The following is a 20,521-nucleotide window of genomic DNA, read 5'->3' as shown; positions in this document are numbered from 1 at the left end:
GGGACGAGCCAGGCGGACAGCCCTTGGTCGGCCTGCCCGCTCCGGATGTCGGCCACGGCCGACCGTTCGAGAGGCCCTGAAGCCGGAAAGACCGCAGAACGCCGACGGGGTGCCCGGGACTGCTCGGGCACCCCGCCATGGGTCAGGTCACTGGACGATGACCTGGGCGCTGTCCGTGATGCCGCCGGAGGACACCGAGATGGTGACGGTGCCGGGACGGCGGGCGGTCAGGGCTCCGGTGGCGGGATCCACCGAGGCGACCTCGGGGTTGCTGGAGGTCCAGACATGGGAGGCCGGGTCCGCGATCGGGATGGTGAGCGGTGCGATGTTGTCGCCGGCGATCTGGTCGCCGGTCGCGGTCAGGGTGACGCGGTCGCCCTTGGCGATCGGGTCCTTGGGGGCCTCGACGGTGATCGACGCGAGCGCGGGCTCGACGCTGTACTGCAGGTCACCGTCGTCGCCGATCCGGATCAGGCCGAAGTGGTAGATGCCGCCCTGGTCGGCCGGGGCGTAGGCCGGCATGCCGAGGTCCGCGAAGGTGAACTGCGGGATGCCGCCCTCGGCGGTGGTCACGCTCTGCCCCTCGGGGCTGAGGATCTGCTCGGCGAAGCCGCGGGCGTGACCGTACATCATGATCACGTGCTGCTTCGGGTGCGTTTCCTGATAGCGCTGCACCAGCCGCAGGTACATCCGCGCCTCCCAGCGGTCCGTGAACTGGCTGTTCGCGGCCGGGTGCGGGTCGTACGCGGGCATGTGGGTGATGACCAGTACATCCTTGGCGGTGGTGTCCGTCAACTGCTGGACCAGCCAGGGGTACTGGGCGCCCGCCGGGTCCTGGAACGGGTCCGAGGACTGCAGGCTGCCGTGCGAGTTGTCGGTGACGATCAGCCGCGCCGCACCCTGGGTGTAGGCGTAGTGGGTGTCGCCGAAGGTGTCGCTGTAGTTGCCGTTCTCGGAGTCGGCGCCCTGGGTGATCTCGTGGTTGCCGACGATGTCGCGCTCGGGGATGCCGAGGGCGTCCATCTTGGACTTGGCGTACTGCAGGTCCGCCGACTTGCCGTCGTCGGACATGTCACCGAGGAACTGGGCGGCGTCCGGCCGGGCCCGCGGGGTGAGAGTGGGCAGCCGCTCGGCGATGGAGTCCATCACGTTGCTGCTGACCGAGCCGGGGTCGCCGGCGAGCATGTGCGCGTCGTCGCCGGTGAGGAGGGTGGTGCCGCGCCTGGCGAAGTCGGCGGAGTCCTCCTCGAAGGACAGCCACTTCGGGTTCTGCGGGATCGCGTGGTACTCGGGCGCCGTGACCGGTCGCGGCGAGTACAGCGCCTGCAGGCCCGCGACGTCGAGCGAGCCGCTGTAGGCGGTGCTCGGGCTGATCGCCAGGAAGTCGATGAAGCTGATGGTCAGCGGGAACTGCATGCCCGCCGGCAGCTGGGCGACCGCCAGGTGCCAGTCCTTCCAGGTGACGTAGGTCGGATAGAGCGTCGTGGACGTGCCGTTGACGCCGATGTACTTCTCGGCGAGCTCGATGCCGTTGCCGTCACCCTTGATCCACACACCGATGGCAGTGGGAACCTGGCCGTTGTCGGTGTCGGTCTTCAGGGTGGTACGCGGGGAGAGCACCAGCTGCTTGACGCCGGAGCCGGCCGGCATCGAGTAGTCGAGCTTCAGCGATCCGGACTCGGTGGAGCCCGGCGGGACGACGCCGGGGTCGGTGGTCAGGGCGGCGGGCTTGCCGGTGGTGTTGTTGCTGAGCCGCCAGACGTCGAGGCTCGTCATCGGGTCGATGACCTTGCTGACGCTGCCGACGGCGATCGACGTGGTGCCGGTTGCGCCGGCGACCTGCGCGCTCACCTCGGCGAGACCGCCGTTGCCGGCGTCCGCGGTGAACAGGCCGTGGGCGTCGACGGTCCCCAGTTCGTCCGGGGTGACCTTCCAGGTGGCCGCCTCGGCGGGGATCTGCACCGTGCCGCCGTCCTTGACGGTGCCGGACAGGGTGAGCTGCTGGGTGGCGCCGTTGTCGAGGTCGGCCTTGTCGGGCGAGACCGTGAGGGTCTCGAGCCTGCTGACGGCCTCGAGCTTCTCGGAGGTGGTGACCCTGCCGTTGGAGGCGATGATCCGGCCCGTGCCCGCCCGGTGCGGGGTGAGCTTGCCGTCCTCGTACGAGGCGAGGTTCGAGGGCTCGATCCGTACGTGGACCTGGCCGGCCGACGGGTTGGCGAAACGGTCGACGGAGTACACCGGGAGCGGGATCGAGCCGCCCGCGACGGTGGTGACCGTCCTGCCGCCGTTCACCACGACCTTGACGGCCTGTCCGGCCTCCTTGGCGGTGGAGTAGAAGAAGATGCCGTTGGCGACCGGGCGCTCGGTGTTTCCGGGCAGGTCGGAGGGCGTGTTGACGACCTCGGCCCGGTCGGCGCCGGGGGCACGGCCGACCATGCCGGTGGAGCCGCCGCCGTCGAACAGCATCGCGTCGTAGGCGCCGTGGGCGACCATGTAGCCGGCGACCTGCTCCGGCGTCACGCCGAAGGCCGTCGCGGCGCCGCCGTGGCCGTCGACGGCCACGACGACGGCGTGCTTGCCGTCCTGGGTGATGCCGACGGCGGTCTCCGGGTTGGCGCCGCTCGGTGGGGTGCCGGTCGGGTCCTTGTAGACCTTGCCGTCCTTCACCAGCGTGTCGACACCGCTGATCAGCTGGGTGACATCGTTGTCGGGCGACAGTCGGGTGGTGATGCCCACCGCGTCACCCGTGTGCAGGCTGTCGCCCAGCCACTGCCCGCCGTCGCCGGCGCCGAGCAGACCGAGCCGGCCGGCGGAGAGCCGCGGCACGGTGGTGACGCCGGTCTGCACGCCGTCGACGACGAAGCCGCTGTCGGTGGTGCGGCCGAGCACCAGGGTGGAGGGCTTGGACAGGCCCGGGGTCTCGCCGAGGTCGGGGGTGACCTCGGTGATGCCGCCGGACGCCACGTCGTTCACGGTGTTCACCGAGGTGAGCGAGCGGGTCGCGGAGCCGGCGGTGATCGTCCCGGAGAAGGTTTCCGGGCCCATCACCATGGTGCCGTCGGGCTTGACGCCCAGCTGGGAGGCGAAGCCCGGCTTGGGGCTCTTCAGCAGGTGCCCGTTGGAGATGATGCCGCCGAGCGGGCGCCCGCTGGCGTGGATCTCGAAGTAGTCGCCGTTGACGCCGGCCACCGCGTGGGTGCGGTGGGCCATCGATGACGGGGTCTCGTCCGCCGGGTCGGTCCGCCGGGTTGGTGACGGTGTCGCCGGCCTCGACCATGCCGACCCGGAGGTTCGGGTCGCCGAGGTCGGCCTTGAGCACCTGGATGTGCTGGCGGCCGCCCACCGTGTCGTAGGTCTCGCTGTAGTGCTGCAGGCCGCGAGTGACGGTCTCGGCCGGCGTACGGGTGTAGTCCACCACCGACGGCCAGTTCTCCGGTGTGTCCGGGAGCCAGTTCCGGTCCACCGCATGGCTGTTCGCGGCCGTGTGGTCGGCGGAACCGAAAGCGGTTCCCGCCCCCGTCGCGGCACTGGCGAGCGCCACCGCCACCGCGGCTGCCACTGCGGTACGGCGAGCGCCGGCCCCCGCAGGTCTCCTTGAGCGAAGTGTCATTGCGTCTTTCCTTACGGACGCGCGCGCCGGTGGGCCACCGGCGCGCGCAACCACCGCACACCGGCCTGGCGAATCACGGCTTTCCGTTCCGGGTGACGCAGATGGCCATCAGGAATGCTCCCGCACCGCATTCGGCCAAGTTGCGTTAACCTTCAACTTTCCTGCGCCCAGGAGACTTACGGGAGACTTAGAGGTCTCCCCGGCATGGATGATCTTCAGTGAGGAGCTCGCTGTCGGCTGCCGGTGGACGAGGGGTCCGGGCGGCTGCCAGGAAGTATCGAGCTGACGCGACCCTGCCGGAGCGGCAGCGCAAGGGTGAACACGGCGCCTCGGCCCTCGCGGGCGGTCGTCGTGAGCGTGCCGCCGTGCTGCCGGGCCAGGTCCCGGGCGATGGCCAGGCCGAGGCCGGTTCCCCCGTCGTCGCGGCTGCGGGCGTCGTCGAGCCGCACGAACCGCTCGAAGATCCGCTCGCGTTGGTCCTCCGGCACGCCGTCACCGTCGTCGGCGACCTTCAGCACAGCCCGGCCCTCGCCGCCACCGCTGTCATCACCGGTGGCCCGTGCGGACACGACCACCTCCGTCGCCGCGTGCCGCTGCGCGTTGTCGATCAGATTCGCCAGTATCCGGGCCAACTGCCGTTCCGAACCGGCGACTTCGACCTCGGCCAGCGGGCCGGTACGCACCCGCACCCGGCCGCTGCCGCCGTCGCCTGCTCCCGCTCCCGCGCCACCGTTCACCGTACGGGCCAGGGCCGCCTGCTCCCGGGCCAGTTCCCCCAAGTCCACCCAGGCCTGGGCGGACGGGCGTTCACCGGCGTCCAGGCGGGCCAGCAGCAGGTCCGTGGCCAGCCGCTGAAGCCGCGCCACGTCCTTGACCGCGCCCGAGACGTCCAGCAACACCGGGTGTGCGGCGCCCACTTCGAGCTGGGTGCGCAGCGAGGCGATGGGGTTGCGCAGTTCGTGGGAGGCGTCGGCGACGAACCGGTGCTGCTGTTCCAGCGATGCCTCCAGCGCGGCGAGGGTCTGGTTCATGGTCCGGGCGAGGCGGCCGATCGCGTCCTGCGCGGCCGGTTCCGGTACGCGCCGCGACAGATCGGAACTGCCCATGATCGCGGACAGTTCGTCGCGGATGCGTTCGACGGGCCGCAGCGCCCGCCGGGTGACCAGCCAGGTCACCGCCGCCACCACCGCCAGCAGCATCGGCAGGCCGATCAGCATCGCCGTGTGTGCCACAGCAAGCGCACTGCTCTCGGTGGCGCCCGAGACGGCCGCGAAGACGACGGCGGGTCTGCCGTTCACCTTGGTGGACGCCTTGGCGATCCCGGAACGCGAGGCCGGCATGGTCGGCGCCGCTGCGGCGGCTCTCGGGCGGCTCGGCGCGGTGTCGGGCACGTGCTCGCGAGCGTCACCGCCGGTAGGGGCACTGCTCGCGGGCAACGCGGCAACGCCGGAGGGCACTTCCACAGCGGTGCCCGGCACCCTTCCGGCCGGCCCGCCCGCGCTGGAGGCGAGCACCCGGCCCTGCAGGTCCACGACGGCCACCGCCAGCGGCTGGAGCCGGACCACCTCTCCCGGGCTCACCCCCGCCGCGATCGCTGCGGCGAGCTGCCTCGCGTCGGCGGCGGCCTGTGCCCTGGCCGTCTCGCGCAGGTCGGCGCGCAACACCCCCAGCAAGGCCAGTCCGGCGACCGCCAAGGCCATCGCCACGACAACGGTCGCCGCCATGGCGGCGCGCGCGGGTACGGACCGCAGCGCGCTACGCACCGGCCACCAGCCGGTATCCGGCCCCGCGCACGGTCTCGATCACTTCGGCCCCCAGCTTCCGGCGTAACGCGCTCACATACACCTCGACGATGTTCGGGGCGCCGTCGTAGGCCATGTCCCATACGTGCTCGATGATTTCGCTCTTCGAGACCACGTCACCGACCTTCAGCAGGAGGAATTCCAGCAGGGCGAACTCCTTGGCGGTGACGGCAACCGCCTCCCCGGCGCGCAGCACCCGCCGGGCTCCCCGGTCCACGGTGAGTTCGCCCACCCGCACCAACGGCGCCGCGCCGGGCCCCCTGCGGCGTAGGAGAGCCCGGATCCGGGCGAGCAGCACCAGGTACGAGAACGGCTTGGTCAGGTAGTCGTCCGCCCCGGTGTCCAGTCCTTCGGCCTCGTCGTACTCGCCGTCCTTGGCCGTGAGCATCAGGATCGGCACGTTGTTGTCCGCCGCGCGCAGGGCGGCGCACACGTGATAGCCGTTCATCCCCGGCAGGTTGACGTCCAGGACGACCAGGTCGTACATGCCCTGCCCGGTACAGGCCCTCGATGCCGTCGTAGGCCACGTCGACCGCGAAGCCCTCGGCCCTGAGGCCCCCGGCCAGCGACATCGCGAGGCGTTTCTCGTCCTCCACCACCAGCAACCGCATGTGCGCAGTCTCCCGGACGTCACCTGAAGAAGGCTTCAGGTGACTTCAGCCTGCGTTCAGGAACGGTTGGCCACGATGATCCGCGTCAGCGCAACCGGCACTCCGGAAAGAGGAGCCCATGCGACGCAATGTCGTGTTCCACCCCTTCACCATCCTGACCGCCATCGCGGCCACGGCCCTGGTCGGCGTCACCTCCGCCTCCGCCAGCTCCGCCTCCGTCACCTCCGCCGGCTTCACTGCCGTCCACGCTCCGGCCAAGGGCACGGGGGCTGCGAAGGGCATCGTCGTTGCCCGCTGCGTCTCGGGGAAGGCCGGCAGCGCCGTTGCGGGGAAGGTCGTCAGCCCCGCTCCCGCGAAGGCCGGCAGCGCCGCTGCCCTGCCCGCTCCGGTGAAGGCTGTCGGCCCCGTTGTCCCCTGCGCTCCGCCCGTGACAGCGAGTCCCGTTCCCGCCCCCGCTCCGGCGAGGCCGTGAAGGGCTCATAGGCCGCGCACACCCCGACCGGGTCCGGCTGCTTGACCCCGGACCGCGCCATCGTCGCGCGCCGCTCCGCGGCCAAGGACAGCACCGAACCCGCGAAGACCGTGCACCTTGAACAGGGGATCACCTGCTGCATCCCGGTCGTCGCCACCGGCGCACCGGCGTCGCAGGCACGCCAAGTAGGAGCAGCAGGAGAGTACTCGCGTTCCTGCGCCGGAGTTCCGCCACCTGGTGGCGGGACTCCCCGGCAGGGGACAGGGACGGTCCCGCCCCGCGGGTCGGTGTGACGCTCCGGGCCCTACGGAGGGCGAGGCGGGTACGTCCCTTCAATTCCCCCGGTCTGAAATGGCGTTGCGGGTCAGTGTGAGTGGTTGTGGGGGTGGTCCCGGTGGTCGTGGCCCTGGGGGCGTTGTGCCAGGGCTTGGGTGCGTGTGGTGACCTCGTCGGTGGACACTGCGCACAGGCCGACGAGCACGTCTTCCAGGGCGGCCAGCCAGAGCCCGTAGTAGTTGTAGGGCTCGTTATGCTCCGGTGCGCTCTCCCAGGCTCCGATGCGGGCGATCAGCGCGGCCTGGAACTGCGGCCAGGTGAATGCGCCTGCCTCGTACAGGCTGACGGCCATGCCGAAGGCGCGGCTCTCCCAGGGCTCGGCGAAGACCAGTTCGCCGTTGGAGCGGGGTGGTGCGGCGGGGCCCTGGATGTCCAGCGGCGCGGTCATGGTGCCGTCACCTTGGCCACGCCGACCATCGCGTCCCGGCTCACCAGCGGTACGAGCTCTTCCTCGGTCAGGTGCTCGGTGCCGGCCGGGCGTTCGGGCAGTACCAGCCAGCGCACCTCGCTGGTGGAGTCGTGGACGGTGATCTGCACGTCGTCGTCGAGGTCGAGGCCCATCTCGGACAGCACCGTGCGCGGCTCCCTGACCACGCGCGAACGGTAGGCGGGATCCTTGTACCAGCTCGGCGGCAGGCCGAGCACCGGCCATGGGTAGCACGAGCACAGCGTGCACACCACGACGTTGTGGGTGGTCGCGGTGTTCTCCACGACGACGATGTGCTCGCCCTGCGCACCGGAGAAGCCCAGCTCTTTGATGGCGGCGGTGCCGTCCTGGAGCAGCCGTCGCCGGTAGTCCGGATCGGTCCATGCCTTGGCGACGACCTTGGCGCCGTTGAGCGGGCCCACGTTGGTCTCGTAGGTGGTGATGATCCCGTTCATCACCTTCGGGTCGATCAGGCCCCGCTCGGTGAGCAGTTGCTCGAGCGCCTCGGTGCGCAGGGCCACGGGAAGGCGCCCGCCCGGTCCGCTGGTGGTCATGAGGTGGTCTCCAGGTAGCTCTCGTACAGCTCTACGGTGATGGAGAAGGGTTCGGCGCCGGCGCCCCACAGCGTGCGTGAGTCGAATCGCACCGAGTAGACGTGCTGCGGGTTCTCGCCCTGGAAGTGGGCGTTGGTGTCCGGCAGCACGGCGGCGGGCTGGATGACCTCGACCATGCCTTCATGTCCCCGCACGTAGCCCGGCAGCCGGGTGTGCCCGGGCGGCGAGATGTCCTTGGCCCGTACACGCTCGCCGACAGCGAAGGCCGGTGCGGTGTCCACGGAGCGCAGCGAGCCCGCGTCGGCCGGTGAGGCGGTCGGTGCGTAGTCGGGCCGGGCGGCGGGGATCGGCGGCTCCTCCACGTGTTCGCCGCGCAGGTTGCGGGCGCGGGCGTCGATCGCGCCCGGCGCCAGGGTGGCGCTTTCGGTGAGCATCAGCTCGGCGCCGTTGAGCCAGCGCCCGTAGTAGCCGTCGTCCAGGTAGGCGGCTCGGTCCAGGCGCTCGTGCGCGTGCCGGAAGGCGTCCGGGTTGTAGCCGCCGCACGCAATGCGGCTGGAGAGAAGCGCCAGCGCGAATGCCCGGCGCTGCCAGGGTTCCTCGAAGACCGGTTCATCGCGTCTCGGCGGATGCACGGGGCCCCATCCCGGGGTGCCCCCCATATCGGCAATACCATCCATGGCATAACCTATCCTTTGCGCGCAATAGCGAACATATTTACTCGAATTGTATTCGGCTGCTCCCCGGCGCGGTGTAGGTCACGCCCATATCCGTCGGTTGCGGCGGATGCGCCGGTCTATTGGGTGCACGATCGGTACGTAGGGGTGGCCGTGGAGCCCCCCGCCGGGGGCCGTGTGCTGGTCGCTTACGGGCGCACGAACCTGACCCTGCGGCAGCCGGCGCCGACCCCGGCTCGCCGTCATCCCGGGCCGGCTGAGTGCAGGCAACTGCGATGACGGCACGGCGAGGAAGCTGTCCGGTGCGAGAGGCGTCAGGAGACGCCGTCGGCAGGTCCGCGCCGCGTCGGGCACGCGTTCACCTGCCCGCACAGCCTCACCGGCGTCGCCCCAGGTGGTTTTCCGATCGGTGGTCAACGGGTGACGTGGAAGGTGAGGTGCCTCTCCGTCGTACCGGCGGGGACGGTGTGGACATAGCCTCCGGCTGCACTGTAGGCGCCCGTGCCGCCGGTGATGGCGATGTCGACCGCGGAGGCGGCGGGCAGGTGGAGCAGCGCCTGCCCGGTGATCTGTCCCTGGGGCAGGGCGAAGGTGCCCAGGCACTGCAGTTCGTCCGGACTGGTGTGCACGTAGGTGCATGCCACGCTGTGGTCGCCGATCTTCCTGCCGTCGCGGTACAGGTCTTCGGCAACGATGAGTTCGTCACCGAGGCTGTGTCCCTTCTTGCCCAGATCGAGGGATTCGGACTGGGTCTGCTTGGCAACCAGCTGGATGATTTCCGTGCGCTGGTGCGTGTCGTGCGTGCCACCGGTGCCGGCCGATGCCGGCGGGGCGCCGGCGAGGACTGCGGCGGCCACGCCGGCGGCCGGGACGAGGCAGCGGAGATAGATCTTGCGCATAGTGCGCCTCCCGGTGATGTTCTCGATCGGTTCTGCCATCAAGCGGCAGCCGGCGGTCCGTTGGGGACACCGCCTCCGGCAGTGGCGGCCGCCACCGCCGGGTCACTCGGGCCTGGACGAGGGGTCTACTTCACGACGCCCAAGTTCGTACCCCAGAGCTGGCTGTCGGGTACGTGCGTCGGGTTGCCCATCAGCTTGCGTACCCGGATCTGCGCAGACCGGTGCTCGTTCGAATGGGCGTGGCCCCAGCGTGCGCGGCTCGGGTAGGTCATCGCAAACGGGTGGGCGAAGTCCGTGGTTGAACCGTTGACCAGCGGGAAGTAATTCTCGGCCGCAGTCGCGGGCGAATCCGTGGTGTCGACGATCCACACGGTCTTGCCCGGAAGGGCGCACGGCTGCAGGGTGAGTCCTTCGTTCTGGTACGCGGTGGTGGCCAGGCCCACGCACAGGCCGCTGGCCTTGCCGAAGGGCGCGTACTCGATCTGCGCCGCGTGCAGGCTGCCGTAGTGACGGTTCACCTCGGAGGAGACCAGGCCGGCCTTGTGGAAGTCGGACACCTTGCCGGCGTGGGGGAGGAAGTCCTCAGCCGGGTTGGAGCTGCTGGCACGGTGCAGGACCGTCGGCCGGCCGACCTTCGCCACCCCCTTGTACACGGTCTCGACGAAGCGGGGGTTGTCCGCCGTGCCGAACTTTTTGCTGTAGATGTCAATGCAGTGCTGGCCGCACTGCGGAGTTGCCGCGCTCGCGGAGAGCGTCTCCGCGGTGGTGACGCCGCCGACCAGGGCCACTGTCGCCGCGGCGGCGAGCACCTTGCTCTTGATGGACATGGGCAGTTCCTTTTCTTGAATCGCAGCCGTACCCCGCACGGCTGCTGTGCTGTCACTGGAGAAGGCCGGGCCGAAGCCTCGTCGTTGTCCGCGTCCTGACGGCCGGTTCGGCTTTCGCCCGGCCGGCTGGTGAAGGCCGTGGTGTGCCTACAGTGGATAGGAGCATATGCTCCTATTGGATGGGCGGCAAGCGGACGAGCGGCAGGCATTGGACTGCCCGGGCCGGTCCTTCACTGTCGGAGCATATGCTCCTATCATGGGTGGGGAAGCTCTGGAGGAGACGATGGCCACTACACCGACGAACCTCGCCGATTCGTGCAACAACCTGGCTCTGCGCAAGGCGGCCCGGTACCTCGGCGCGACGTACGACAAGGCCCTGGCCCCGGTCGGTCTCCGCGCGACGCAGTTCAGCATCCTGCAGAAGCTCAGTGCTCACGGAGAAACGACGATCACCAGCCTCGCTGACATGATCGCCATGGACCGGACGACGATGGCCTCGAACCTCAAGCCGCTGGCGCGGGAGGGCCTGGTGACCGTCGAGCCGTCGGCGGCCGACCGCCGCGCACGGATCGTCACGATCACGCCGGACGGGGTCTCCCGGATGAAGGCGGCGCTGCCGCTGTGGCGGGACGTGCAAGCCCGGTTCGAGGAGAGCTTCGGAGACGACGAGGCGTCCGGGCTGCGCGCAGCCCTTGAAGCCGTCCTCCAGACCGGCTTCACGCCCTGGGCCGAGTGATGGCGGCGATGTGGTCGGCGTCGAAGGCATGCCGCATGCCGAGGGTGTAGGCGGTCACGCCGAGCCCGGGGCCGAAGACCTCCGTGCCGACCCGGTAATGGTGCGGAGCCACGAGCGCGGCCAGGATCCCGAACGCCACCAGGTGCAGTGCCGCGACCACGGCCAGGAGTCCGCCGGCGTGCCACCAGTCCCGGCGTTCCCGGCGGATGGCCGGTGTCGCGGATGCCGCCCCCGGACGGACGGCGGTCGGGGAAGGGTTTTCGGGCAGAGTCATCTGGGGCGTCATCTGGGGCCGGCCTCTCCAGCGCCTTGTGGAGGGGTTTCGTGCGGAGCGGTGGCCGGTCTCCCGGCTGACGGATGAAGCCCCGTGAGCAGCCGGCGCAGCTCGCCGGGCCGGCTGACACCCCGAGAGGGGATGTCCGGTACCGCTGGTCGACGGTGGGCCGGCAGGCGTGATCCGGGATCCGTCCTTGCCGCCCCGCTGATACGAGCATATGCTCCTAATGGTGGTGGCGCACCTGCCCGGTCCGCAGGAGGGTCCGCCTTCCGCGTCCGGTGCATCGCTTCTTGCGGGAGCACAGGCGAGCGCTCACCTGTGCTCCGAACCCGTCACTCGTTCCACTGGAGGCCGCTGTGAATCAGTCCCGCGTTCCGTTGCCGCTCGCCACCGACACCTGTCCGGCGGTGCTGCGTGAGAAGGCGGCGGCCTTCGAGCGGCTGCTGCGCAGCGCCGACCCGGGCATCCCGGTGGCCACCTGCGGCAGCTGGAGCCTGCACGACCTGGGCGCCCACCTCGGCCAGGTGTACCGCTTCGCGGCGGCCGTGGTGCAGACCGGGGAGCTGTGCCGCGAGCAGTTCGCCCCGGCGGACGGGGAGCAGATCGCCGATTGGTTCGCCGCGGGCGCGGCCTCGCTGCCGGCCACCCTGGAGGAGGCCGACCCCGCCGCACCGTGTTGGGCGTTCGGTTTCGAGGAGGCAGCGGCAGCGCTCTGGTTTTGCCGCCTGGCCATGGACGCGGCGGTCCACCTGGTCGACGCCCAGCCGGCCACGGGGACCGAGGCCCACGTCGCCCCGCTGATCGCAGCTGACGGCGTGGACGAGGTCTTCGCCGTCACGGTCCCCAGGGTCTGGCACGGCAAGGAGATAGAGCCGCTGCTCACCCTGGGGAAGCGGCAGCCCGCAAGCCCGGCGTGGATCAGCGGTGACCTTGCCGCGGCCGACGCCCGGCTGACGGCTCCGCCGACGCTCTGACCCGGCCCGCCCCCATCGGGCCCCCGGGCGGGGCGGGACAGCCGCCAGGCCCAGCAGTGCGGCCTCGCCGACGCAGCCGGCCTCGCCCATGTCGCCGCCCCGGCGGGGCAGCACCACCATCCAGCAAACCCCTCATACGCACACGCATCGTGTGATCAAAGTTCAACCAACCCCCCAGACCCAGAAGGAGATCGACCGATGGTTGCCAGCAACCTTGTCCTCATCGCCAACGCCGGTGGCGTGGGCCGCACGGTCCTGGAGCAGCTGCGCGCGCGGGGCGTGCCGGTGCGTGCGATGGTCCGCCGTGACGACGACCGTGCGGCCGGGCTGCGTGCGCTCGGTGCGGAGGTGGTCGTCGGTGATCTGACCCGGCCCGAGAGTGTCGCGGCCGCGCTGGAGGGTGTCGGGCGGATGTACTTCGCGATGCCCGTGTCGCCGGACCATCTGCTGGCGGCGACCGTGGTGGCCACCGTGGCGCGCGAGTACGGGGGGCTGGACGGCCTGGTCGGGATGTCGCAGATGACGGTGTCGCAGATGACCGCCACCAGTACCGGGGAGTCGCACCAGCAGCGGCTGCACTGGCTGGCGGAGCAGGTCCTGAACTGGTCCGGCCTGCCGGTCGTACACATCCGGCCGACGTCGTTCCTGGACAATCCGCTGTTCACCACGCTGGCGGCGCGGTCGATCCGGGAGAACGGCACCATCGCCCTGCCGTTCGGCAGCGGGCGTACGTCGCCGGTCGCCGTGGACGACGTCGCCCGGGTGGTCGCCACCGTGCTGCGCGACCCGGCGCCGCATGTCGGGAACGTCTACGAGCTGACCGGGCCCCGCACCGTCGACATGACGGAGATGGCCGAGGAGTTCTCGCGGGCGCTGGGGCGTCCGGTGTCCTACACGGACGTACCGCTGGACCGGTGGCGCTCCGAGGTGCTCGCGAAGGCGGGCCTGCCGCCGCACGTCGAGGAGCACATCGCCACCATGGCCCGGCTCCACCGAGAGAACCGCTACGACCGCGCGTCCCACGACGTCGAACGCGTCACGGGCGTACCTGCTCAGACGATCGAGGCATTCGTGGCCGCCCGCAAAGACTTCTACCTGGGCTGAACCGGAGCCGCTCCGGGCCGGGGCAGACAGCCGCGGAGCGCCGCTCCTGGGCGGGGCGATTTCCGTGGCGTCCTCGGCTCTCATTGGCCGTATCGGCCCGAACGCCGCCCGGCTTGTCATCAACCTGATGAGGAGACGATGTCGATGCAACCAGCGCAGAAGACCCCCGACCCCGCCGAAACGGCGCGCCGCGCCCGGTTCGGCAAGCTGCCGGAGCGAATCCGCCTTGAGGAGATGGTGGAGGAACGGGCGGCCACGGTGCCGGACCCGGCGAAGACTACGTACAACGCCGATGAGTGGCTCGTCCGTTATTGCCTGTGAGCCGTTGGCCCGCAAGGGAGGATTGCGATGCGCGTACCCGAACCCCTCATGGCAGTGTCGCTGGCGGTGCTCTCGGTGGCCGTCGTCCTGGGCTGCTTCGCCCAGGTCTTCTGACCGCCCGGACGCAGCGCAGGGTCGCATGAACTCGATCGCGGAACGGTGGGTGCAGACCTGCGGGCGCGAGCTACTGGGCCGCACCCTGATCCGGAACCGGCGACACCTGCTCCACGCGCTGCGCCAGTTCGAGGACTTCTCCAACTCCCACCGGCTCCGTCAAGACATCGTCAACGCCCGCCCGCTGCCCCCTTTGCCGATGCCGATCACCAATCTGGAGCAGAAATCTGGAGCAGATCACCCACCTCGACATACGACGACGCCAACGACCCGGCGGCATCCTCCACGAGTACCAACATGCCGCCGGAACTGGGCGGATGAGGTTCTCGGCAAGAGCAACGCCGGGATCGTCCTTCCGGCCGTTTGGTCCCGCCCAGATCGCCGGGCAGCCGCTCACCGCACCCTCGACATGCTGCTGAAGGTTCGCCGCCGGTCACACAGCACCCGGCGGTGACACCGGGCCTGCCGTCCGAGGTGCCGGACGCCGCCCTTCGGCCGAGGTTGCCGCATCCAGCAGGCCCGCCGGAGTACTTGCAGCGCCCATGGCCCTGGACCAAGCCCGCGCGTGAGAGCGCTCCTGACCTCGTCACTGTGCGGACTCTGCCGGTCCCTGTTTCCGAGCAACCGTGGCGAGCGCGACCCGGGTGTGGCCGAACGGGAAGCGAAGGGGCTTCACCCTCACGACCGGGCCGACCAGCCGTACAGTGCCTTCGGCAGCCGCTTGGACCACGAGGATCTGCGCATGGGCCGGCAGCCGGCAGGCAGATCAGGGATGGGCGGGACGCGCCACGTCGCCGGCTGCGCCGCGGAGTACCCGGATGAGGGCCGCCACCGAGACCGGTACCACCACGAGGCCGTCCAGCAGCAGGACTGCGGTCATGAGCCCCCTGACGAGGAGGAGCCTGCCGTCTCCCGCGTCCTGCTCGGCACCCGCGGCCGTCCCTATGAGCCAGAGGAAGTTCGCGACCACTGCCCCTGCCGACAGGAGCCAGAAACACCCGATGGCCACGGTCCAGGTCCGGGTGACGGCCATCGGATACTGCTCGAGCCGGGCGCGGAAGTACTGCAGCACGATCAGCATGACGATGAGGATCAGTGTCGACGGCAGCCGCCATCCGTCGTCCGTCATCGCCCACTCGGCCAGGTCCTTCCAGCCCCCCGCGTCCAGCGAACTACTCGGGTGATCACGGGCGATCGCCTTCAGGCTGGACCCGGCCACCAGCAGAACGGTCGCGGGCGCCAGTCCGAACAGGCTCAGCAGCGGGTGGCTCAGCGGTCCGCGCCGCACCCACGGGTTCACCCACACCTGTTGCCGCGGCCCGGGATGAACCGGCACGGCCGTCGGTCCTGCCGGGTGGGGCTGTGCGGGTGGCCGGTAGGCGGGAGACGTGTACGAGCGCGGTGTGGTGGCGCCCGACGGATACGCGCTCCGTCCTGATGGGGGCGGGACGGACGGGAGCTGGGTGGACGACGGCGGAGCCCAGGGCCGCGAACCGGGGGCGGCTTCGGTGATCACTGCTGTACGAGGCGGTGGCCCGCCGCCTGTCTTCGCCTTTGCGGCGTTGTCCTCGGCCTCGACGCCGAGGAGCTGCTCTGCTTTCCGGGCGATCGCCAGGACAACAGGGCCGGGCAGCCAGGGCTCCTCCGTACGGTGTTCTTCTGCCCGGGCCAGCAGGTCTTCCGGGGAGGGACGGTCCGCCGGCCTCTTGGCCAGACAGCCGCCCACCAATGCGGCGTATTCCTCCGGTATGCCGTTCAGGTTCGGCTCGTCGTGGACGGCCCTGTACAGCAGCTCCGGTGGCGAGCCGTTCCCGAACGGGCCGCTTCCCAAGGCCGCAAAGGTCAGCACCGCCCCGAGCGAGAAGATGTCACTCGCGGGGCCCACCTGCTCCCCGTGGGCCTGTTCCGGTGACATGTAGCCGGCGGAACCCACCACGGAGCCTGTTGCGGTGAAGGCTGTGTCGTCGGCCGCCCGGGCGATCCCGAAATCGATCAGCAGCGGCCCGTCCGAGGACAACAGAACGTTCGTCGGCTTGAGATCGCGGTGCACCACACCGTACCCATGCACTGTGCTCAGGGCCCGGGCCAGCCCGGCGAGCAACCGCCAGAGAGACGGCTCGGGCAGCGGTCCGTGGTCGTGGACGGCATCGGCAAGGGACGGACCTGGAACATAGGCGGAGGCCAGCCACGGAATCGGAGCTTTTGCATCGGCGGCCAGCACCGGCACCGTTCCCGGCCCGGAGACCTCCCGTGACACACGGACCTCCCGCGCGAACCGTTCCCGGAAGCCCGGCGCACTGGCCATCCCCGCGTGCACCATCTTGACCGCCACCGTCTGACCGCCCGGCGCCCGGCCGAGGTACACCCGCCCCATGCCGCCCTCACCAAGGCGGTACAGCAGCCGGTACGCACCCACCCGCCGCGGATCCTCAGCCGTCAGCGACTGCACCCAACACCCCCACCGAATAGTGCACTTGCGCGGTCAGAGCATCGTGACAGTTGCGGGCCCGTGCGGCCATGGGCACGCAGCCGCCCGTACGAGGCGTCGCGATACCGGGCGCCGAATTTCCGACGCTCGGCCGCCGTGCGGGAACTCTCGTTCGTGAGACCGGTCAGCCCGGTGATGACGACGCCGATCGCGCAGGCACTGGACGGCCGGGGGCCCTCCCGGCCGCTGCCGACGCGGGGTTTGCGGGTGATGGCCTCGGCACGGCTGCACGGCGGCGAACTGCCTGGCCCGGTCGACCAGGAGCTCGCCGACCTGATCCGGCCGGGCCTGACCCCAGCACAGGCGTGCGTCCTGGCCGTCGCGTCATGCCCAGGGGTGACGAACGTCCTCATCGCGGCCTCCAGTACGCCCCACTGGGGGGAGGCGGCCCACACCATCGCCCAACTCTCCTTGACCTCCGTGGGAGTGAGCGCCGACGAGGCGCAGCACCTGGTCGCGGCGAACAGTTCGAGGAAGGCCGGCTCGCCGCGGTACAGGCCGTCACCGGCAGTCTCGCCCACATCGCCGACCGAACCCTCGAACTCTCCGGTGTTCGCAGTGCCGACGACGTAGCCGACAGCCCGGCCGGTGCCGTCGTCCAGGACGAAGGCCGGTTCGGGCTCAAGACGGCAGTAGGGCTCGGCGAAGACGGCCCGCATCAACTCCTCGTCGGGGTACAGGGCACGCGAGTCCCGTCCTGCGTCCGCAGTGCTCACGCACATGTTCGCAACGCCAGCACGGCCGGTGGGCCGGTAGGCGCGGATGATCGGCTGTTGATCCATGCCTCTTCGGGAGAGCTTCCGTAAGCGGTCGGGCACGGCGATCGGGATTCGGCCGGCGAGACGGGTGACGTCGTCACCATCCGGGGCTTTCGCGGGAGCTTCTTCGCCTCAATTTGCCTGCTTCATCAAGGAGTTGAAGGATATATTTCAGGCGAATCAGTTGCGGACGTGGGCAGCCAGGATGCCGGCACTACTTCTGAGGGACAGGCACATGCTGGAAGCGCTGGGATTGACCGCCATGGCAGGGGCTGTCTACCAGGCCATGCTCGACCACCCCCGCCACGGCATCGACCAACTCGCCACCGCTACCAGCCTCACCCCTGGTCAGGTCCACGACTGCCTGGACGAACTCGCCCAGCTGATGCTGGTCCGCGCCTCCAGCGAGTACCCCGGCCAGGTGCGGGCGGTCACCCCCGAGGTGGGCCTGGCCGGCATGCTCGCCCGCCAGGAAGCGGACATCGCCGCGCGGCAGGCCCAGCTTGCCGTCTCCCGCGCCGCCGTGACCCGCTTGATCGCCGAACGTGCCGACACCCGCCCCGGCCACGGCGAGCGCCTGATCGGCATGGACGCCATCCAGACCCGCCTGGATGTACTCATGCGCAATGTCACCACCGAGTGCGTCGGCGTTCACCCGGGCGCCAGCCAGCGCTCCGAGGACCTCGCCGCGGGCCGCGAGGGAAACGCCAACGCCAACGCCAACGCCCGCGGTGTCACCATCAAGTCCCTGTATCAGGACGCGGCTCGCAACGATCTTCGCCACTCCCGCAGCACGAGCGCGTCGACCTGCTCGGCCGCGTCCTGACCGATCACGACCTGCCACTGCGGCCCCGGGTCGCGGCCGCCATCGTCCTGCTCTACGGGCAACCGCTCAGCCGCGTCGTCCGCCTCACCATCGACGACGTGATCCACGACGACGGCCAGGTCCTCCTACGACTCGGCGAACCACCATCCCCTGTCCCCGACCCGGTCGCCGATCTCCTACTCAGCTGGATCCCCAACCGGGACAACATGAGCACCGCGACGAACCCCGCCTCGCGCCGGCTGTTCCCCGGACGCCGGGCCGGGCAACCGATGCACCCCGACGCCCTCTCGGCTCTGGTCAACGACCTCGGCGTCCCTACCACCGCCAGCCGTGTCTCCGCGATCCGCGAGCACGTCCTGGAGATGCCCGCCCCTGTCGTCGTCGATGCCCTCGGCCACCACCAGGTCACCACCGCCAAACTGGCCGCCCAAGCCGGAGGAACCTGGAGCCGGTACGCCGCCGGGGACCACCTACGGTCACCATCGGGCTGGACCCTGGGAAGAACCGACGACAGATGAATAGGCGAGCCCACCAGTACCGGCCGTGGTCAGGTTGAGCTCGGTGACAGTGGCGGGGGCGACTCCGCGGTAGCGGTTGAACGCGGCCTTCACCGAGCCGATGAGCTCACGCCGGTGCGAGGCCGCGTTGAGGCCGCTGACCGGGCAGCCCTCGCTGTCGAAGTGCATCAGGCTTGCCGCATCGGCCCAGGCTCGGACCAGGCGGCGGACCGGCGCGGGCACCGCCGGGAGGTTGAGTACCGACTACTCAAGCCGTGCCACGGCGCCACAGGCACTCTCTTTCACGGAGATGCCGGCCACAGGCTCGGGAGAGCGACGGTCTTCAACGCCGTGGTTGGTGATCGTGCCGGTTCCACACGGTCGGCGGACACGACTGCGCCATGAGCGGAACGTGGCGCGACAGGCGGCTTGTGGCGCACCACGCTGTTCACCGGTATTCCGGCTGCATCGGTAGGACGTTGATGCGCCTGAGAATTCGGTGGTTGTCCAGATTACGCGCCTTGGAGGCGCTCAGCAGGGGGGAAATGAGCCATCGTCTTTTGAGAGTGCTGGGGGCGGCGGTTGCGGCGGGCAGTGCGGTGCTGGGGATGCTGTTACCCGCACACGCTGATTCGGCCGTAGCCAATGGCCACACCCAACACGTTGCGGATGTGACCCCGTCCGCACTGACAAATGCGCATTTCGTGCTTTCCGGGTTCGGGCTCGCCCAGAGTTGGCGGGTCGATCGCCATCCGCGTTTCATGGCCGACATCACCGGAGACCGACGCGGCGACATCGTCGGGTTCGGCACCGACGGGGTCTGGACGGCCAACGCGCTTGGCAACGGCACCTTTGGGACTTCGCAGTTCGTCGTCGGGGATCTCGGATTCAACCAGGGCTGGCGGGACGCTCAGCATCCCCGCCTCGTGGCCGACATCACCGGTGACGGGCGCGCGGACCTCGTCGGGTTCGGCGCAGCCGGGGTCTACACGGCTGTCGCTCAGGGGGACGGCACCTTCGGGTAGCGGACGGAGCCTGGCGTTCCGTGAGCAAGGGGACACGCCCGTGACTTCGAGGTGAGTCTCTCGTGGCGGACAGCGGCCACGGCTGACCGCTCGCCTCCGCAGTCGCGGCATCCCGGATCTACGAGGGCCCGGTCGGCGTCATACCGACTGGGCCCTCTCACCTGAGCGGATGGGGGGCTGCGCTAGGCCGTCTGACAAATGATCATGCTGTGGTGTCGCGAAGCCACAAGATGAGCGAGGCTAGCTAGCTAGCGACCAGCCCGCGACGAGGCCGGCGACCTCGGGCAGGTAGTCGCGGGTAAGCCAGAACCGGCGACGCCATCCGAATTCACTGGCGTCGAACGTGAACACCACCACGCGCCGGGCCACGCGCCGCATCTCGCGCAGGCCCGCGATGGGGTCCTGCCAGTGATGAACGGTGCTGAAGGCCATCGCGGCGTCGAAGGACTGGTCCTCGAACGGCAGGCTCTCCGCGGCGGCGGCCACGCACGGCGCCGCGCCCGCTGGACGCTGCGCTCGCATGACCGCCGACGGCTCCACCGCGGTGACCTCGCGGCCCGGTGGCTCGTAGGAGCCGGTGCCGGCCCCGACGTTCAGTACCGTCTGCGCGTCGCCCAGCGCGTCCCAGACCTGTTCGGCGATCCGCGGCTCCGTGTGCCGCGTCGCGGTGTAAGCGCCCCCGATGGCGTCATACAGCCGCGCGCCGACCATTCCCAGCTGTTGCTCTGGCGTCATCTTCATCCCCATCGCCCGTGCCTCCAGTTCCCTGTCGATGGCGGCCCCCATGGCGTCGGCGCGGTCGCGCTGTTCCAGCAGCAGACCGCGCAGCCGGCGCAGGTGCGCGACCGCATCGATGGACGGGTCGCCAACCAGGTCGGAGACCTCCCGTAGCGTGAAGCCCAGCCGCCGGTAAACCAGCACCTCCCGCAGCCGCTCCACGTCTCCCGCCGAGTAGGTCCGGTACCCGGCCGCCGTCCGCGCAGACGGCTGCACGAGGCCGATCTCGTCATAGTGATGCAGCGTGCGGACGGTCACGCCAGCCAGGTCGGCCACGCGTCCCACAGTCAGGTGCTCCTCCACGCCGCCGACTATGCGGCATGACGTCACGTGAGGGCCAAGCGCGGTGCCACCAAGCCCGGCCAGGTGCCAACTCACGTGGCCCGGCTCAACACTGGCGACCTCGCTGAGC

Annotated in this window: 18 protein-coding genes and 3 pseudogenes; 8 read left to right on the top strand and 13 right to left on the bottom strand. The window is 70.2% G+C overall.

The window, feature by feature from the left end:
- Nucleotides 1-147: 147 nt before the first annotated feature.
- The 3 genes and pseudogenes from RV986_RS53135 to RV986_RS53125 all read right to left on the bottom strand — a co-directional run bounded on the left by RV986_RS53135 (nt 148) and on the right by RV986_RS53125 (nt 6,023).
- The gene (locus tag RV986_RS53135) at nt 148-3,210 is read right to left on the bottom strand and encodes a phosphodiester glycosidase family protein (protein WP_475924858.1); all 3,063 of its coding nucleotides are present in this window, start codon (nt 3,208-3,210) and stop codon (nt 148-150) included.
- Between the two features lie 615 nt (nt 3,211-3,825).
- A complete protein-coding gene (locus RV986_RS53130) occupies nt 3,826-5,334 on the bottom strand; it encodes a sensor histidine kinase (protein WP_475924925.1) in 1,509 nt (502 codons plus the stop codon).
- A gap of 31 nt (nt 5,335-5,365) precedes the next feature.
- Nucleotides 5,366-6,023 (bottom strand): annotated as a pseudogene (locus tag RV986_RS53125) (response regulator transcription factor).
- Between the two features lie 118 nt (nt 6,024-6,141).
- Here RV986_RS53125 and RV986_RS53120 point away from each other — a divergent pair.
- The gene (locus tag RV986_RS53120; protein WP_475924857.1) at nt 6,142-6,495 is read left to right on the top strand and encodes a hypothetical protein; all 354 of its coding nucleotides are present in this window, start codon (nt 6,142-6,144) and stop codon (nt 6,493-6,495) included.
- Between the two features lie 364 nt (nt 6,496-6,859).
- Here RV986_RS53120 and RV986_RS53115 read toward each other — a convergent pair whose 3' ends face one another.
- The 5 genes from RV986_RS53115 to RV986_RS53095 form a co-directional block, all read right to left on the bottom strand.
- Nucleotides 6,860-7,219, bottom strand: a complete 360-nt coding sequence (locus RV986_RS53115; protein ID WP_475924856.1) for a nitrile hydratase accessory protein — start codon at nt 7,217-7,219, stop codon at nt 6,860-6,862.
- Nucleotides 7,216-7,812: a nitrile hydratase subunit alpha gene (gene nthA / locus RV986_RS53110; protein ID WP_475924855.1), complete on the bottom strand. Its 597-nt coding sequence runs from the start codon at nt 7,810-7,812 to the stop codon at nt 7,216-7,218. Before nthA ends, RV986_RS53115 begins: the two co-directional genes overlap by 4 nt.
- Nucleotides 7,809-8,489: a nitrile hydratase subunit beta gene (nthB, locus tag RV986_RS53105; protein ID WP_475924854.1), complete on the bottom strand. Its 681-nt coding sequence runs from the start codon at nt 8,487-8,489 to the stop codon at nt 7,809-7,811. The genes nthA and nthB overlap by 4 nt, the downstream gene beginning before the upstream one ends.
- 410 nt (nt 8,490-8,899) lie before the next feature.
- The gene (locus tag RV986_RS53100; RefSeq protein WP_475924853.1) at nt 8,900-9,385 is read right to left on the bottom strand and encodes an allene oxide cyclase barrel-like domain-containing protein; all 486 of its coding nucleotides are present in this window, start codon (nt 9,383-9,385) and stop codon (nt 8,900-8,902) included.
- 125 nt (nt 9,386-9,510) lie between these two features.
- A complete protein-coding gene (locus tag RV986_RS53095; protein ID WP_475924852.1) occupies nt 9,511-10,212 on the bottom strand; it encodes a hypothetical protein in 702 nt (233 codons plus the stop codon).
- 256 nt (nt 10,213-10,468) lie between these two features.
- On the opposite strand from RV986_RS53095, the gene RV986_RS53090 reads away from it, so the two are divergent.
- Entirely contained in the window at nt 10,469-10,948 is a 480-nt protein-coding gene (locus tag RV986_RS53090; protein WP_475924851.1) for a MarR family winged helix-turn-helix transcriptional regulator, read from the top strand.
- Here RV986_RS53090 and RV986_RS53085 read toward each other — a convergent pair.
- A pseudogene (locus tag RV986_RS53085) lies at nt 10,947-11,222 on the bottom strand (HoxN/HupN/NixA family nickel/cobalt transporter); the annotation flags it as partial. The gene RV986_RS53090 and the pseudogene RV986_RS53085 overlap by 2 nt on opposite strands.
- A gap of 359 nt (nt 11,223-11,581) precedes the next feature.
- Between RV986_RS53085 and RV986_RS53080 the strand changes: the two are divergent.
- The 3 genes from RV986_RS53080 (at nt 11,582) to RV986_RS53070 (ending at nt 13,624) form a co-directional block, all read left to right on the top strand.
- Entirely contained in the window at nt 11,582-12,199 is a 618-nt protein-coding gene (locus RV986_RS53080; protein WP_475924850.1) for a maleylpyruvate isomerase N-terminal domain-containing protein, read from the top strand.
- 198 nt (nt 12,200-12,397) lie between these two features.
- Nucleotides 12,398-13,303, top strand: a complete 906-nt coding sequence (locus RV986_RS53075; RefSeq protein WP_475924849.1) for an NmrA family NAD(P)-binding protein — start codon at nt 12,398-12,400, stop codon at nt 13,301-13,303.
- A 138-nt stretch (nt 13,304-13,441) separates the two neighbouring features.
- Nucleotides 13,442-13,624 (top strand): hypothetical protein, encoded by a 183-nt coding sequence (locus tag RV986_RS53070; protein ID WP_475924932.1) that lies wholly within the window; start codon nt 13,442-13,444, stop codon nt 13,622-13,624.
- 880 nt (nt 13,625-14,504) lie between these two features.
- On the opposite strand, the gene RV986_RS53065 is transcribed toward RV986_RS53070, so the two are convergent.
- Nucleotides 14,505-16,154, bottom strand: a complete 1,650-nt coding sequence (locus RV986_RS53065; protein WP_475924848.1) for a serine/threonine-protein kinase — start codon at nt 16,152-16,154, stop codon at nt 14,505-14,507.
- 20 nt (nt 16,155-16,174) lie between these two features.
- Nucleotides 16,175-16,948, bottom strand: coding sequence for a hypothetical protein (locus RV986_RS53060; RefSeq protein WP_475924847.1), 774 nt, complete (start codon nt 16,946-16,948; stop codon nt 16,175-16,177).
- Nucleotides 16,949-17,219: 271 nt separating this feature from the next.
- On the opposite strand from RV986_RS53060, the gene RV986_RS53055 reads away from it, so the two are divergent.
- Both RV986_RS53055 and RV986_RS53050 read left to right on the top strand, forming a co-directional pair.
- Complete coding sequence (locus RV986_RS53055) at nt 17,220-17,810, top strand: hypothetical protein (protein WP_475924846.1); 591 nt, start codon at nt 17,220-17,222, stop codon at nt 17,808-17,810.
- A gap of 98 nt (nt 17,811-17,908) precedes the next feature.
- Nucleotides 17,909-18,328, top strand: a complete 420-nt coding sequence (locus RV986_RS53050; RefSeq protein WP_475924845.1) for a hypothetical protein — start codon at nt 17,909-17,911, stop codon at nt 18,326-18,328.
- On the opposite strand, the gene RV986_RS53045 is transcribed toward RV986_RS53050, so the two are convergent.
- Complete coding sequence (locus RV986_RS53045; RefSeq protein ID WP_475924844.1) at nt 18,287-18,550, bottom strand: hypothetical protein; 264 nt, start codon at nt 18,548-18,550, stop codon at nt 18,287-18,289. The genes RV986_RS53050 and RV986_RS53045 overlap by 42 nt on opposite strands.
- Nucleotides 18,551-18,828: 278 nt before the next feature.
- Between RV986_RS53045 and RV986_RS53040 the strand changes: the two genes are divergently transcribed.
- Nucleotides 18,829-19,332, top strand: coding sequence for an FG-GAP repeat domain-containing protein (locus tag RV986_RS53040; protein WP_475924843.1), 504 nt, complete (start codon nt 18,829-18,831; stop codon nt 19,330-19,332).
- A gap of 261 nt (nt 19,333-19,593) precedes the next feature.
- Here RV986_RS53040 and RV986_RS53035 read toward each other — a convergent pair.
- A pseudogene (locus tag RV986_RS53035) lies at nt 19,594-20,394 on the bottom strand (MerR family transcriptional regulator); the annotation flags it as partial.
- Nucleotides 20,395-20,521 lie beyond the last annotated feature (127 nt).

Source organism: Streptomyces sp. RLA012 (assembly GCF_056270325.1).
The sequence above is the reverse complement of the archived record's forward strand: the minus strand, read 5'-3'. Positions and strand labels throughout refer to the sequence as shown.

Excerpts from the sequence above, each read along its gene's own strand:
- RV986_RS53070 (WP_475924932.1), top strand. The coding sequence starts at position 13,442 with ATGTCGATGCAACCAGCGCAGAAGACCCCCGACCCCGCCGAAACGGCG.
- RV986_RS53090 (WP_475924851.1), top strand. The coding sequence starts at position 10,469 with ATGGGTGGGGAAGCTCTGGAGGAGACGATGGCCACTACACCGACGAAC.
- RV986_RS53115 (WP_475924856.1), bottom strand. The coding sequence starts at position 7,219 with ATGACCGCGCCGCTGGACATCCAGGGCCCCGCCGCACCACCCCGCTCC.
- nthB (WP_475924854.1), bottom strand. The coding sequence starts at position 8,489 with ATGGATGGTATTGCCGATATGGGGGGCACCCCGGGATGGGGCCCCGTG.
- RV986_RS53135 (WP_475924858.1), bottom strand. The coding sequence starts at position 3,210 with ATGGCCCACCGCACCCACGCGGTGGCCGGCGTCAACGGCGACTACTTC.
- RV986_RS53095 (WP_475924852.1), bottom strand. The coding sequence starts at position 10,212 with ATGTCCATCAAGAGCAAGGTGCTCGCCGCCGCGGCGACAGTGGCCCTG.
- RV986_RS53100 (WP_475924853.1), bottom strand. The coding sequence starts at position 9,385 with ATGCGCAAGATCTATCTCCGCTGCCTCGTCCCGGCCGCCGGCGTGGCC.
- RV986_RS53120 (WP_475924857.1), top strand. The coding sequence starts at position 6,142 with ATGCGACGCAATGTCGTGTTCCACCCCTTCACCATCCTGACCGCCATC.
- nthA (WP_475924855.1), bottom strand. The coding sequence starts at position 7,812 with ATGACCACCAGCGGACCGGGCGGGCGCCTTCCCGTGGCCCTGCGCACC.
- RV986_RS53060 (WP_475924847.1), bottom strand. The coding sequence starts at position 16,948 with ATGTGCGTGAGCACTGCGGACGCAGGACGGGACTCGCGTGCCCTGTAC.
- RV986_RS53075 (WP_475924849.1), top strand. The coding sequence starts at position 12,398 with ATGGTTGCCAGCAACCTTGTCCTCATCGCCAACGCCGGTGGCGTGGGC.
- RV986_RS53130 (WP_475924925.1), bottom strand. The coding sequence starts at position 5,334 with ATGGCGGCGACCGTTGTCGTGGCGATGGCCTTGGCGGTCGCCGGACTG.
- RV986_RS53055 (WP_475924846.1), top strand. The coding sequence starts at position 17,220 with ATGCTGGAAGCGCTGGGATTGACCGCCATGGCAGGGGCTGTCTACCAG.